The following is a 14,001-nucleotide window of genomic DNA, read 5'->3' on the forward strand; positions in this document are numbered from 1 at the left end:
CCTGGGCGGCATGGGGCCCGCCGCGGGCGTCGATTTCGTCCGCTTATTCCTCTCGGCCTGCGAGCGATGTTTGCGCGAGCACGGCGTGGCGATCGTCGATCAGGCGTTCCCGGAGCATTGGCTCGCGCAGATTCCCGTGGCGGACCGTAGCCGGGCGCTACGCGATCCCAATGCGCCGCAACCGCTGGAAGGCATGTCGCTGGCAATCGCGCGACTCGTCGGCCTCGGTGCGCGCACCGTGGCAGTCGCCTGCAATACCGCGCATGCGTGGCAGGCGGCTTTGCAGCGGGAACACCCGGACGTCGAACTGCTGCATATCGCGAGGGAAACGGCTAGCCATCTGCGGGCGTCCGGCGTTACGTCGGCCATCCTGCTTGCAACGGAGGGCACTTATCGGATGGCGCTCTATCAGGAGGCGTTCGAGGCATGCGGGATTCACTGCGTGCTTCCGCCGGCGCCGGAGCGCGACGCGCTAATGGAGGGTATCTATGGCGGCGTCAAGGCCGGCAGCCTCGAACTCGCGCGCGAGCGATTCGCGGCGGTGGGTCGCGTGCTATACGAACAGCACGGCCACCTGCCCATGGTGATGGCGTGCACGGAGATCCCGCTTGCGATGCCCTTCATCGATGAAGCGCGGGCGTGGAGATTGGTGGACCCAGCGGAAGTGCTGGCATCGGCATTGGCTCGCCGGGCCTATGGTTTGACTTGATCGGATGCGCCGGAAGGCGCTGCGGCGTGAAGCGGAGTCGTTCCAAAGAACATAGCGGGACAACTCGGCTTCTCTAGCAAGCGAGACTCACCGCGCGAGCCCCGCCCGACGCAGCGCCTCCTCAGCGGCCTCATGGTCTTGAACCGATGTTCCACCGGAAATACCGATGGCACCTACCAAACGCTCTTCATGAAAGATCGGTACGCCACCGCCGACCGGCATGAGCCGCGGGTGGTGCGCCAACGGGGCGACGGCCGGCTCGGCCATGTACTCGTTCCATTGTTGCGTGGCCATGCCGAACGACGCGGCGGTCCATGCCTTGTCGATGGCCACGTCAACAGTGAGGAATGGGGCGGAATCCGAGCGCTCGAACGCGCGCAGGTGACCGCCTGCATCGGTAATTGCGATCGTCGCGGCAAACCCGCGCTCGGCGCATGCTTGGCGCGCTTGCGCCAGCAGTGCTTGCGCGGCTTCGAGGCTAATCGTGGCCGTGTTAATGATCGGCGAGTTCATGTCAATGCTCCTTCTCGAACAGTTCAACGGTTGGCAACGACGACCTTGCCGATCATGTTGCCGGCCTCGACCAGCGCATGCGCTTCGATCAGATTTTTTGCATTGATGCCGTCAATGCGTCGGGTTACGGTGTGCTTGAGACGCCCCTGGTCAACCAGTTGCGCCGCGCGGCGCAGCAAGGCGTGCTGCCGTGCGATCGTGCCGGTGGTAAACATGGCGCGGGTGAACATAAGCTCCCAGTGAATCGAAATCGACTTCCCCTTGAATGGGCCGATGTCGAGCCCCACGGGGTCGTCGATCAGTGCGAACTGGCCTTCAGGGCGCAGCACGTCGGCGATTTGCCGTACATAAGCGGCGCTGTTGTTCAACCCGGCAACGTGGGTGACGTGCTCGATACCGAGCGCGGCTAGCTGAGGCGCCCACGGCTGGTGGTGATCGAGGACGTGATGCGCGCCATGCGCCAGCACCCACTCGCGGGTTTCGGGCCGTGAGGCCGTGCCGATGACGGTCATGCCGGTCAGTTCGCGCGCTAGCTGGGTCAGAATCGAGCCGACGCCGCCCGCCGCGCCGATGACGAGCAGCACGTTGTTGTCGGTGGGGTCCGCTGCCTGAACATGCAGGCGGTCGAACAGCAGTTCCCACGCCGTGATGGTCGTCAGCGGCAACGATGCCGCCTGCGCGAAGTCCAGCGATGCCGGCATGGGGCCGACGATACGTTCGTCCACGGCATGCAGTTCGCTGTTACTGCCGGGCCGCTTGATATCGCCGGCGTACCAGACACGGTCGCCGGGTTTGAAGCGCGAGGCCAACGGACCGGTTGCGCGGACGATTCCCGCAGCGTCCCAACCGGCAATACGCGCCGCGCCTTCCGGAATATCGCCGCCGCGCCGGATCTTGGTGTCGACGGGGTTCACCGACACTGCTTTCACTTCCACCAGCAGATCGTGATCGCGCAATTCCGGCGTCGGCAGCTCGATATCTTGCAGCGCCTCGGGGTGGTCGATGGAATGGTTCTGATAGAAACCGATGGCTTTCATGACTTGCGCTCCGAAAAGATTTGAAGCCATGCTATCTTTCGTCGAAATACGGATAAATACCCGTCGAACCCAAACACTTTCCGCATTTCAACGAAAATGATTCGCCTCGATGACGTCCAGATCTTCGTGCATACGGTGGACTATGGAAGCTTCTCGGAAGCGGCACGTCAGCTCAATATCGCGCCGGCGCTCGCGAGCGCGTCGGTTCAACGGCTCGAAAAAGCGCTGAACACGCGTCTGTTCACCCGTTCGACGCGAAGCATGCAACTGTCCGAGGCCGGCGAGCGTTATCTACCGCACGCGCGGGTCATGATTGCCGCCCTTGCGCAAGGCGAGCAGGCCTTGGCGGCCGGCCGGGGGGCGCTGACCGGGCCGCTGCGGCTGTCGGCTCCGTCCGACTTCGGGCGAAACTTGCTATTGCCGTGGCTCGATGAATTTCAGCACCTGCATCCGGGTTTGTCGGTGCACCTCAAAATAAGCGACCGCGCGGCCGACCTCATGCGCCAGCCGCTCGATGCTGTCGTGCGCTATGGGGTGCTGCCCGATTCGTCGCTGCTGGCCATGAAACTGGTCGAGAACAATCGCCGGGCATTGTGTGCCGCGCCGTCATACCTCGAACGACATGGCGCGCCGGCCAAAGTGGACGACTTGCGGCGGCACAATTGTCTTCGGTACGTCTGGAGCGAGCAGATATTTGAACGCTGGCGCTTTACGCCGCCGGGCGGCGAGCGCACCGTGGCCGTCACGGGCAATCGCATCAGCGACGATGCCGATGCCGTGCGCCGCTGGGCGGTAGCTGGGGAGGGCATTGTCTACAAGTCGCGACTCGATCTCATCGACGATCTGAAGGCAGGCCGGCTGGTGGAGTTATTCCCGCAGGAGCATTGCGAGCCTGCGCCGCTGCACTTGATTTGTGCTCACCGTACGCAACTGACGCCCGCCATCAACGCGTTGCATGTCTTCCTGCGCGAGCGTTGTTCGGCGTTGGCTGCGAGCTATACGTCGGGAAGCGCCTCTTAGCGCCTCGTTGGCTTACCTCCCCAAGAATCGTCCGCATATCCAAGCAACGCGATTACGCTAAAGAGCCCGATTGCTGTTAGCCGCAAGCCCAGCAGGATGTACACGAAGAGGAAACTGCAGGGCGGCGATGCCAGGAGGTCTCGTTGCTATTTTAAGATAACGGATCATCGTAAAATAACGTGTTCCCTTATTTTAAGATCCAGATCCGATGAAGCGAAGCACCCAAGGTCGCTACCAAACCGTCTCTACCGTTGGCGAAAAGGTTCGCTCGTTCATTCCAGCCGCCCTACCACCGCGACCGCCTATCGACTGGACTCCGAGGTTGCGAAACAAGTTCGATCAAGCGTTGTTGGCGCTCGGCCGACTGGACAGCGTGTCGACGCTGCTACCGGATACCGCGTTGTTCCTTTATATGTATGTAAGAAAAGAGGCCGTGCTATCGTCCATGATTGAGGGTACAGAGTCCTCGCTTTCGGACCTGCTTCTTTTCGAACTCGATGAAGCCCCTGGCGTCGCCCTCGACGATGTGCGCGAGGTCAGCAACTATGTGGCCGCCTTGGATCACGGCCTGCATCTGCTACGAAATGGTCTGCCATTATCGCTACGACTGATCCGAGAAGTGCACTCGGTACTTCTCTCGAAAGGCCGCGGTAGCCGTCTGACGCCGGGCGAGTTCAGGCGCACGCAAAATTGGATTGGTGGCACGCGCCCGGGAAACGCTGCTTTCGTACCGCCGCCACCCGAGCAAGTATTGGAGTGCATGAGCAAGCTCGAACTATTCTTGCACGACCAACCGCAGTCGACTCCGATATTAGTCAAGGCAGCACTTGCTCACGTCCAATTCGAAACCATTCACCCGTTCTTGGACGGCAACGGCCGTCTGGGACGGTTGCTGATTACTTTGCTGCTGTGCGAGCAGCAGGTCCTGCGCGAACCGATGTTATACCTCAGTCTTTATTTCAAAACCCATCGTCAGCATTACTACGAACTGCTGAACGAAGTCCGCCTGGATGGCAACTGGGAAGCCTGGCTAGACTTCTTCGCTGAGGCCGTAATTGTGACCTCAACCCAAGCCGTGGATACTGCGCGTCAATTGCTCGCACTCTCAGATCGCGATCGAGATATGGTTGGGACGCTTGGCCGCGCGACGCCGTCGGCTTTGCAAGTTCACAGAGCCCTAATGGAACATCCGATCGCGACCTCCGCTCGCCTTACGGAAAAGACCGGCCTCACACCGGCTACTGTCAACAAGTCGCTGACGCTTTTGCAAGGGCTAGGTATTGTGCGAGAACTCACTGCGCAGAAGCGCAATCGGTTATTCAGCTATTACGGCTACATTGACCTCATCAACCGGGGCACTGAGCCTCCCGGGAAATGATTTGGCATCGCGCTCGTCGAAAAGAACGGCTTAAGGCCGACGGAGAGGGCTGACCGGCGCACTTGTGCGCCTACTCCGCCGCCCATTCGGCGAGCTTTGCCACCGTGTTCATGTTCCGAGCGGTGCCGGACTTGGCGGCCGCGATCTTCAGTTTCGAGTCCGCCATGCCGTTTCCATAATGCACGTAGATCTCGCGCTTCCCGAGCGCGATCTCTTCCGACCGCTGGCCGCTCACGCCGGCCAGCGTATCGGCTGGAGGAGGCGCATCGAGGAATATGGCAACGGTTCGATTAGGCGCGGCTGACGCAAAAGGATTGCCCGCGAGAACCGCGGCCAGTTCCGCGCCGGTTCGGACTAGAACGCCGGTCTGCATGCCGGCGTTCGTCTTCAAGCAACGCTCCAGCTTGGTCTTCACCGAAGCTTCGGAGAGCTCGCTTTCGAAGACGACGTTGCCGCTTGCTATATACGTGCGCACCTCGGCGAAGCCAAGGGACTCGCACATCGCGCGCAACTCGGCCATGGGGAGCTTGCCTGTGCCGCCGACGTTCACGGCACGCAAGAGAGCGACAAATTTGGTCATCGGTGCATTCTATCGCCTCCCGTTTTTCTTACGTCGGGTCCCGTCCTTCCGTGTGTTCAACGAGCCACTTCAACACCGGCGCCAGCGCCTCATCGGAGTTCTTCTCGTAGATGAGCCCGTGGCCGTTCCCGAATACTCCGTGGTCGGGGAGATGCAGCACTTGCGCGTGGCTGCCCGCCGCCTTCAGTTGCTCGATGGCGGGCCGGCTGGCTGCGGCGAAGGCGGAAGCATCGGCCGTCACGGCAACGATCGGCAATCCGGCTAGCGCGGGTAGCCGATGCGTACCAGGCGCGGCCTGGCGCAACGCTTCAGGCGAAGCGACGGGCGGCTCCCAATTGAGCGGAGCCGCCGCGAGGCCCCACGTCAGCGAGCCTATATTGGGAATCTCCGCGAAAGGAGGCCCCATCGGCTCCACCGCGACGATTGCTTTCACCAAGCCGGGCCGTCGATCAGCCACCAGCCAGCCGACCGGCCCCGATGCCGAGTGCGTGAGCAGGATCGCCGGGCCGATTTTGTCCAGCAATCTGCCGATCCGGTCAGCCTCCATGTCCTCGGAAAACGCGAGATCCGCGGGAAGCGGCCCATAACCGGCGATGAACTCATCCATTGCGGCTTCGTCGTCGCGGGCAAAGGGCCATTGAGTATGCCGACCTTCATATTCGGCGGGAAAGTAGATATGGCGACCGTGTTCATAGGAAAACGCCGGCCCCATCGGTCCCATCGTCTCGACATGGAACGGCGAGCGTCCTTGTCCCGGGCGGTCGGCAACGAGCACCGCATAGCCCGCCTCTACCAGACGTTGCGCCCAGCCAGGCCGGCCATCCGGCGTGTCGAACCATTCCGTTCCTTGGTAGCCGCCCCCATGCAGCAGCACGATCGGCCAAGGGCGAGTCACCTGCTCGGGCGCTTCCCACTCGATAAAGAGCGGACCGCATTGGTAGGTCTGTCCGTTTTGTTCGACCCGATCGCCCGGAATCCACATATGACCGCGCCGCACGGTGCGCGCGGCAGCATTTTTCCAAAAGGCCAAGATCGTTCTCCATTCTTTGAAGTGAGGGACGCGCGGTGCGAGGGCACTACGACATGCGATGGAGCGAAGTTTGGCGAAATCATTTTCGTTCGACAATTCAATATACTGAACATCGTGCGTTCATTTTTGTGGGCACCTGCATATGGAGTGGAGCGATGTCAAAATCTTTCTCGCAATCGCACGGACCGGGACACTCGGCGCGGCCGCACGTGCGCTGAGGCTTAGTCATCCGACCATCGGGCGGCGGCTTCGCGCACTCGAAGCGTCCGTGGGACAAGCGCTGTTCCAGCGCACCGCGGACGGGTTGGTTCTGACCGAGGAAGGCACCGCTATCCTGCCGCTCGCCGAGCAGATGGAGGAGAGTGCGCTGACCATGGAGCGGCGGCTGACCGGCGAGCAGCACAAGCTCGAAGGAACGCTCAAGGTGTCATCGGCCGATTGGTTTGGCGCCTACGTCTTACCGCCCGTGATCGCCGCCTATTCGCGCGAGTATCCGCTTGTGGAAATCGAGGTCCTCACAGGAACACGCCTGTTCAATCTCGCACAGCGAGAGGCGGACATCGCTTTTCGGATCGTTCCGTTCGACGGACAAGATATCGTGCAACGACGCCTGACCCGAATGCGATACGGGGTCTACGTCGCAGCGACGAGTGCCGACCCGGTGGAAGACGATGGCACGGGGCACCGCCTCATCGCGATGGACACGTCGACCGGCAGCTTTCCCGATATCGCCTGGCTGAAAAATCGCTTCCCCAACGCGAGCGTCGCCTTGCAGTCGAACAACCGCAACGTCCAGGCGCAAATGTGCGCGAGAGGTTTGGGCATCGCCATCTTGCCTCGGCCTGTCGGCGACCAGGTCACTGCTATTCGCAGACTCGATTTGCGCGATGAGCCCCCCTCGCGGGACATCTGGATGGGCTACCATCGCGATCTCAGGCGGCTACATCGATTGCGCGCCTTCGTTGATCTAGCGGTTAAACACGTGGGAGATTAGTCGGCGGCTCGCGACGATCTAGATCGACGCCAGGGGCAACGTTTTGAGCCGATCAAGGATCACCTCCTTCATGCCCGGCGGCGCCGGCAGATCGTCGAGCATCTTCGGCCACGTATCCTGAGCCGCGGATACCGCTGATTTGACCGCGGCGATCGCGATACGCTGAGCGATGCCAGCGGACTTAGCCAGTTCCGTGTAGGTATCGAGCGTCTGAGCGCGCTGCATGCGATCGATGGCAACGTTCATCCCGTATGTGGAAAACCCCGGCAACACGGCGACGCAAACAATGTCGTATGCAGGGCCCAACCGCGGGTGAACCTTGTCCGCGTAGAGCACGGAAAAATTCTTCAGATGCGCGTCGCTGTTGCCGATGAGTGTGTTGACCGCTTGCCGTACAAAGAATTCGCGGACGTCCCTCACGCCGCGCGGACTCAGCGCGTCGAGCAAACTCAGCAGCATGCGGAACTGCTCCTCCTTCCCATACTTCGCAGCCGGCATGCGCCCCAGCATTTGGCAAGCGTCTTCCGCATGGATGCGCTCATTGCCGTGTCGATCGTAGCGCTCGACGGCGAGAAACGACGTTGCCGTGCCGGCAATGGCCTGAAGGCCGTCGATGTCGATGGCCGAAAGATTCATCGGCTCGCAGGATGCGACGTTGACCCCGGCGGCTTTGGCCAGTTGCATGGCAACGTACTCATTGAAAATCTGCGAGTCGTCGTTTTTAGCGGGAAGTTTCGCGATGACATCGGAAAGCTTGCCGTGTCCCGGCATCGTGTATCGCTTGCCTTTGTCCACCGTCGAAAGCGCCAGCTTGTTCTGCACGCCGGAGATGGAGGCGGCGCCCTCGGCAGGCCCCTCCGTTACGCTCATTTCGAGATTGGCGGCGGCGCCGGTGGCACCGAACCTTCTCGCGTAGTCTGGAACGCTATGCGTGTCGGAGGGTGGCTGAACGACAACGGCGCCGGGCAGGTCGTAACCGGCGGCAGCGAGGACACCGAAGTCGTCTCGATCTTCCGGATTGTGACGAGTCGCTTCTAGCCGCTTGCGCAAATCGCTCTCTGGGAGGAGCCCCGCAAAGAACGGCGGAAGCTTACCGCCCGTGTTGTAGAGCGCGGGGTGGAAAGCGTTCGAAAAGATGTCAGCCGCAATCGCCGGAGTGCCTGGGATCGCCATCGACAAGGTGAGCGTCGGCACGCCATTGGCCGCCTTGAACGATTCGGATGGCACGAAGCGGCAGTTCCCGCCAAATTCGCAAAGGTAACCGCAGACCGCACCGTAAAGCCGTACCTCCAGGTAGCGTGGATGGATTGCGTCGGTCATTGGCGCCCTTTCAGAAACATCTCAGCCGCGCTCGGCGCCTGGACGTCGGGCCCGGTACCCTTTCCTGCTAGGACCTGGCGGACGGCGGCGAGGTGTTCCTTCGGCACGAGTACCCATTGCGCGTCCAAACCCGCTGCAAGCGCATCCAGTGTGTGGCTTCGAGCGTCGTGCCTGGCCGCCAAGGTTGCGGACAAGTTGGGGCGAGCGATACCCGTCAGACCACTCAGCTCAGTGACGGACATGCCGCGGCGCGAAAGAAGCGTCTTAACTTGTTCTATGAATGACATTTCATACTTCAGGTCGCTGGAGTTATGAAAAATTATACGGCAAGCCGTCCGAGGCTGCCTCGACTTGTATGGAATATCATATTTTCATGGCGATTAGTATTAAATAACATACACAGGCTAGTGACGTATTAGCCCCCGCTGCGTGAGTGCCCCCATCCGTTTGGTCATCACCACCACCTACAAAATGCGGCGCCAGCGTTTCACCCCAGGTGGTCACCGCTAGAATCGCAGCTTTAGCCCGGAATACCACCCATGTCTTTTGCCTCGCTTGGCCTGATCGACCCCTTGGTGCGTAATGTGCGGGACCTCAATTACCGGACCCCTACGCCGGTGCAGGCCAAGGCGATTCCCGCTGTGCTCAGCGGCAAGGACGTCATGGCTGGAGCGCAAACCGGCACCGGCAAAACGGCGGGTTTTGCGCTGCCCCTGTTGCAGCGATTGGTGCAACACGGCCCGGCGGTCTCCAGCAACCGGGCGCGTGTTCTAGTATTGGTACCAACCCGTGAACTGGCCGAACAAGTGCTGCAAAGCTTTGTCGCTTACGGCAAGGGCCTCGATCTACGATTTCTGGCCACCTATGGCGGTGTCAGCATCAACCCGCAGATGATGAAGTTGCGCAAAGGCGTCGATGTGCTCGTTGCCACCCCGGGCCGTTTGCTGGATCTCAACCGCCAAAACGCAGTGCAGTTCGATCAAGTACAAACGCTGGTGCTGGATGAAGCCGACCGCATGCTCGATCTGGGCTTTGCGCGCGAACTCAACGCCGTCTTTGCCGCCCTGCCCGCTCAGCGCCAGACCTTGCTCTTTTCCGCCACGTTCTCCGACGATATCCGCGCCATGGCGGCGAACATTCTGCGCGGTCCGGTCCACATCAGCGTCAGCCCGCCCAATGCGACCGCCAGCAAGATCGAGCAGTGGGTCGTGCCGGTGGATAAAAGGAACAAGCCCGATCTGTTCATGCACCTCGTCGCTCAGAACCACTGGGAGCACGCGCTGGTGTTCGTCAAAACCCGCAATGGCGTGGATTATTTGGCAACCGTGTTGGATGAAGCGGGTTATTCGGTCGACACCATCCATGGCGACAAGCCGCAGCCCGCGCGCCTGCGCGCGCTGGAACGCTTCAAGAGCGGCGAAGTCAATATGCTGGTAGCCACCGATGTCGCCGCGCGCGGGCTCGATATCGACGATTTGCCCCTGGTGATCAACGTCGACCTGCCGATCGTGGCACAGGACTATGTCCACCGTATCGGCCGTACCGGCCGCGCGGGCGCGAAGGGTGTGGCGGTGTCCCTCGTGTGTGCCGATGAAGCGCCGCAACTCGCCGCGATCGAAGCGCTGATCCGGCAAACGCTTCCCCGTAACGAGGAGCCGGGTTTTGAAGCCCAACACCGCGTGCCGCAAACCAGCGCGACAGGCGAGATCGTCAAGAAACCCAAGAAGCCGAAGAAGCCTAAGGTTCCGCAAGCTTCTATCGGCGCGCTGCCGGCGCTCCGCGATAAACCGCACGCGCAGAGAAGCGGAAATAAACGCAAGCCCGCGGCGCAGCCGAGCAAAGCGAGAGGCCGATAAGGAAGGGGGTCGATGACACTTCCCCTGTGACCTATCGATGCGGTTATAGGCGGGGGCGTCCATCCCACTGCTTACCGCGAACGGGCTACGTGCGCCCCTCAACGTCGGAATTGTCATTCCGCATTCAGATCGCCAGGATCGGTGGATTGTCTGCGCCGGTCCAGGGCGCTGCGGGTTCGTTCGAGTTCCTTCGCGATCAAGGCCTCGTTCGGTAGCACGGTCCGATACTCGGCCGCCACGATCTTGTTCGGAAGATTATCAAGTGCATAATGTGCCTCCGCCGCACCTTTCTCCGCACATAAAATCAACCCCACCGGCGGATTCTCACCCCGCTTCATCCAGTGCTCCCGAGCATAGTTCAGGTAAAGGTGCATCTGCCCAGCATCTGCATAGCTGAAGCGGCCGACCTTTAGGTCGATGACGAGAATGCACTTCAATCGCCGGTGAAAAAACACCAGGTCGACACGAAACCAAGAGTCGTCAATTCTCAGACGCCGTTGTCTGCCGATGAACGCGAAGTCATCACCGAGTTCCAAGAGGAAATCTGCGAGGTGCTTGATCAGTGCCGCCTCGAGGTCGGATTCGGAGTACTCATCGCGGATGTCGAGAAATTCAAGGATAAAAGGGTCACGAATCGCCTCGTTAGGCGTCACGGCATCACCGGGCTGCACATCGGCGGCTGCTTTGTTGAGCAGCACGGCCTTATTGCGAGAAAGCGCCAACCGCTCATAGAGCTGGCTGCCGATCTGGCGATCGAGTTGGCGAACTGACCAACCTTGGCGAGAAGCCTCGGCTTCGTAGAAGGCGCGCGCCGCCGTCGACTTTACTGAAAGCAGCCGTACATACGCTGACCACGGGAGCGGGAAGGCCTTAGCGACGGCGCCCAATTCGGGTACGTCGCCCCCATTCACCCAAGAGGCCCATGGTCCATCAGAACATGTTGACGGTGTGGGCACAAGCTGTGATGCGGGAGATATTGCAGACAGCGTCTGCAATATCTGATCAATCGGCCACGCGAGGTAGAACGCACGCATCTGCGCAAGGTTACGCCAGCCAAAACCGCGGCCAAACCGCTGCGACAAATCAGTGCCCAGTCGCCGCATCAGCGCATCGCCGTACGCCGCACGCCCTTCTCCCCCTGCTCGAACTCGACGATCCGCCGACCTATCTCCCAGTAGCTTGCAGTCATGATCGCATTGACGCTGCGCGCAGCGGCAGCGCGTGTCGAGGCCACGACTTCGGCGATTTCACTATGCAGCCCCGCATAGGCACTCGGCGTGATGTCGCGATTCGTCACAGTATAGTCTGGGGTGTTGGTGATAGGACTGAACGTCTCGCATCAAGAAATACTTCCGAAGATTTCCCGTCGCGATGGTCGGAGATTGTCTCCGCGCTCTAGAAACCATCTGCGCACATGCTTTGTTTTTAGACTCAATCACCCCACGGCGGTCTTTTGATCAGACTCGCCGACTTCTGCTCATAGCGATACTGCAACTGGTTTATAAACTCTGCTCGCAGGTCGTTGGTTGAGGCGAAGTTCCTATAATCGGTTCAATGGCGCCCAAGCAGCCAAAGGAGAGCACGATGAGTGAACGTTTCGACGCAGTCGTCATCGGCACCGGCCAAGCCGGCCCCGCACTCGCCGCAAAGCTCTCCAGCGCGGGCATGAAAGTGGCCATCGTCGAACGCGGGCGGTTCGGCGGCACGTGCGTGAACACCGGATGCATCCCCACGAAGACGCTGGTAGCCAGCGCTTATGCGGCTCATCTCGCGCGGCGGGCAGCCGAGTACGGCGTCATCGCCGGCGGCCCGGTCACAGTCGACATGAAGCGCGTCAAGGCGCGCAAAGACGAGATTTCGGATCGCTCCAGCCACAACGTGGAAAATTGGGTTCGCGGCTTGGAACACTGCACGGTTTACCAGGGTCACGCCCGCTTTGAAAGCGCGAACACCGTGCGCGTGGGCAGTGAATTGCTGGAAGCGGAACGGATCTTTATCAACGTCGGCGGACGGGCGCTGATTCCGCCGATGCCAGGCATCGATCAGGTGCCCTACTTGACGAATTCGACGATGATGGACGTCGACTTTCTGCCGGAGCACTTGATCGTGGTCGGCGGCAGCTACATTGGGCTCGAGTTCGGCCAGATGTATCGTCGCTTCGGGTCGCGAGTGACGATCGTGGAGAAAGGACCGCGCCTCATCGCGCGCGAGGACGAGGACGTATCGCAGGCGGTGCGGGAAATCCTAGAGGCCGAGGGGATCGATGTTCAACTCGATTCGAACTGCCTGAGGGCGCGACGCGATGGAGAGCAGATCGTCGTTGGACTCGATTGCTCCGGCGGGGCCCGAGAAGTGACGGGTTCGCATCTTCTGCTCGCGGTCGGGCGCGTGCCGAATACGGACGATCTTGGGTTGGAGAAAGCCGGGATCACGACCGATGCGCGCGGCTACATCGGCGTGGATGATCAGTTGCGCACCAACGTTCCCGGCATCTGGGCGCTGGGCGACTGCAACGGCCGAGGCGCGTTCACCCACACGTCGTACAACGACTACGAGATCGTTGCGGCCAACTTGCTCGATAATGACCCGCGCAAGGTGTCTGACCGTATTCCGGCGTACGCGTTGTTCACCGACCCGCCGCTTGGCCGCGTCGGCATGACGCTCAATGAGGCGAAACGGTCGGGCCGCAAACTGCTGGTGGGCACCCGGCCGATGACGCGCGTCGGGCGCGCCGTGGAAAAAGGCGAGACGCAAGGGTTCATGAAGGCGATCGTCGATGCGGATACCGGGGCCATTCTCGGCGCTTCGATCCTCGGTGTGACCGGCGATGAAGTGGTGCATTCGCTGCTCGACGCGATGTACGCGAAAGCACCGTACACCACGATCAGCCGTGCGGTGCATATCCATCCGACCGTTAGCGAATTGGTGCCGACGATGCTTCAGGATTTGAAGCCTGTGGTGTAGCGCTTGGAGTTTGTACCGCTTTACATCAGCAGGACTCGAATCAGCTACTTACGCTCCCAGTCGCCTTCCGTCGGTCGGCAGCCTCCCCACGGTAGCCAACCGAACCGGGCAAAAGACAATTTGCCTATTGCCTTGACAAGGCTTTTACCACGTCCCCAATCTTTACGTTTTCGAGAGGTGGCTTACGTAACCGAGAAAAATCGGCACCTCCACTTCGGATTCAAGTTTACACACTGTGACGAGTACGTCCCGATGCAATTTCTTGTGCTTACGAAGAATTATTGCGTCAGCCGTAGGGCTGTACGATATTATTGAAAACCCCTCGTCATTCTCGCTTATTTCATCAGACGAAAAAAACAAAATAGCCAGTCTTGCTGTAATCAACCATGACCATATGGCAATGACCGCCAAGCCGATTAGCCATCTTATTGATATTTTTTCAGATGTGTCTACCCAATTCGTGACAATCGACGAAGATATACCGACTGTCGCTATAAGCGATGACAATATGTAAGGCCTAAATTTTGCCCAGTTGATCTCGCTCACTTAAAGCCCCGTCAATTCGATCTATCAAGGTATGGTCAATCTAGATTTGGCCCG

Annotated in this window: 14 protein-coding genes; 6 read left to right on the top strand and 8 right to left on the bottom strand. The window is 60.3% G+C overall.

Going from position 1 to position 14,001, the window contains the following annotated elements:
- The first annotated feature begins 10 nt into the window (after positions 1-10).
- Positions 11-709 carry an aspartate/glutamate racemase family protein gene (locus DXT59_RS29845; protein WP_116142037.1) on the top strand — a complete coding sequence of 233 codons (699 nt, stop codon included), beginning with the start codon at positions 11-13 and terminating at the stop codon, positions 707-709.
- 87 nt (positions 710-796) lie between these two features.
- Here DXT59_RS29845 and DXT59_RS29850 read toward each other — a convergent pair whose 3' ends face one another.
- Positions 797-1,222 carry a GlcG/HbpS family heme-binding protein gene (locus DXT59_RS29850; RefSeq protein WP_116142039.1) on the bottom strand — a complete coding sequence of 142 codons (426 nt, stop codon included), beginning with the start codon at positions 1,220-1,222 and terminating at the stop codon, positions 797-799.
- Between the two features lie 23 nt (positions 1,223-1,245).
- Entirely contained in the window at positions 1,246-2,259 is a 1,014-nt protein-coding gene (locus DXT59_RS29855) for a zinc-binding alcohol dehydrogenase family protein (protein WP_116142299.1), read from the bottom strand.
- A 96-nt stretch (positions 2,260-2,355) separates the two neighbouring features.
- Here DXT59_RS29855 and DXT59_RS29860 point away from each other — a divergent pair, with 96 nt between their 5' ends.
- Both DXT59_RS29860 and DXT59_RS29865 read left to right on the top strand, forming a co-directional pair.
- Complete coding sequence (locus DXT59_RS29860; protein ID WP_116142041.1) at positions 2,356-3,279, top strand: LysR family transcriptional regulator; 924 nt, start codon at positions 2,356-2,358, stop codon at positions 3,277-3,279.
- Between the two features lie 208 nt (positions 3,280-3,487).
- Entirely contained in the window at positions 3,488-4,657 is a 1,170-nt protein-coding gene (locus DXT59_RS29865) for a Fic family protein (protein WP_116142043.1), read from the top strand.
- 70 nt (positions 4,658-4,727) lie between these two features.
- Here DXT59_RS29865 and DXT59_RS29870 read toward each other — a convergent pair whose 3' ends face one another.
- Together DXT59_RS29870 and DXT59_RS29875 are read right to left on the bottom strand one after the other, a co-directional pair.
- A complete protein-coding gene (locus tag DXT59_RS29870) occupies positions 4,728-5,237 on the bottom strand; it encodes a DUF1697 domain-containing protein (protein WP_116142045.1) in 510 nt (169 codons plus the stop codon).
- A 28-nt stretch (positions 5,238-5,265) separates the two neighbouring features.
- Complete coding sequence (locus DXT59_RS29875; RefSeq protein WP_205417497.1) at positions 5,266-6,267, bottom strand: alpha/beta hydrolase; 1,002 nt, start codon at positions 6,265-6,267, stop codon at positions 5,266-5,268.
- A gap of 142 nt (positions 6,268-6,409) precedes the next feature.
- Between DXT59_RS29875 and DXT59_RS29880 the strand changes: the two genes are divergently transcribed.
- A complete protein-coding gene (locus DXT59_RS29880) occupies positions 6,410-7,261 on the top strand; it encodes a LysR family transcriptional regulator (RefSeq protein WP_116142047.1) in 852 nt (283 codons plus the stop codon).
- 18 nt (positions 7,262-7,279) lie between these two features.
- On the opposite strand, the gene DXT59_RS29885 is transcribed toward DXT59_RS29880, so the two are convergent.
- Together DXT59_RS29885 and DXT59_RS29890 are read right to left on the bottom strand one after the other, a co-directional pair.
- Positions 7,280-8,581, bottom strand: a complete 1,302-nt coding sequence (locus DXT59_RS29885; RefSeq protein ID WP_116142049.1) for a type II toxin-antitoxin system HipA family toxin — start codon at positions 8,579-8,581, stop codon at positions 7,280-7,282.
- The gene (locus DXT59_RS29890) at positions 8,578-8,868 is read right to left on the bottom strand and encodes a helix-turn-helix domain-containing protein (RefSeq protein WP_116142051.1); all 291 of its coding nucleotides are present in this window, start codon (positions 8,866-8,868) and stop codon (positions 8,578-8,580) included. The genes DXT59_RS29885 and DXT59_RS29890 overlap by 4 nt, the downstream gene beginning before the upstream one ends.
- Before the next feature lie 252 nt (positions 8,869-9,120).
- Between DXT59_RS29890 and DXT59_RS29895 the strand changes: the two genes are divergently transcribed.
- Complete coding sequence (locus tag DXT59_RS29895; protein WP_240324739.1) at positions 9,121-10,437, top strand: DEAD/DEAH box helicase; 1,317 nt, start codon at positions 9,121-9,123, stop codon at positions 10,435-10,437.
- Positions 10,438-10,550: 113 nt separating this feature from the next.
- On the opposite strand, the gene DXT59_RS29900 is transcribed toward DXT59_RS29895, so the two are convergent.
- Both DXT59_RS29900 and DXT59_RS31650 read right to left on the bottom strand, forming a co-directional pair.
- Positions 10,551-11,540 (bottom strand): PDDEXK nuclease domain-containing protein, encoded by a 990-nt coding sequence (locus DXT59_RS29900; RefSeq protein WP_420823439.1) that lies wholly within the window; start codon positions 11,538-11,540, stop codon positions 10,551-10,553.
- Complete coding sequence (locus DXT59_RS31650; RefSeq protein WP_420823440.1) at positions 11,540-11,734, bottom strand: hypothetical protein; 195 nt, start codon at positions 11,732-11,734, stop codon at positions 11,540-11,542. The genes DXT59_RS29900 and DXT59_RS31650 overlap by 1 nt, the downstream gene beginning before the upstream one ends.
- Positions 11,735-12,021: 287 nt before the next feature.
- Here DXT59_RS31650 and DXT59_RS29905 point away from each other — a divergent pair, with 287 nt between their 5' ends.
- Positions 12,022-13,401 (top strand): FAD-containing oxidoreductase, encoded by a 1,380-nt coding sequence (locus DXT59_RS29905; protein ID WP_116142303.1) that lies wholly within the window; start codon positions 12,022-12,024, stop codon positions 13,399-13,401.
- The last annotated feature ends 600 nt before the right edge of the window (positions 13,402-14,001 follow it).

Source organism: Trinickia diaoshuihuensis, from assembly GCF_003390925.1.
GTDB lineage: Bacteria > Pseudomonadota > Gammaproteobacteria > Burkholderiales > Burkholderiaceae > Trinickia > Trinickia diaoshuihuensis.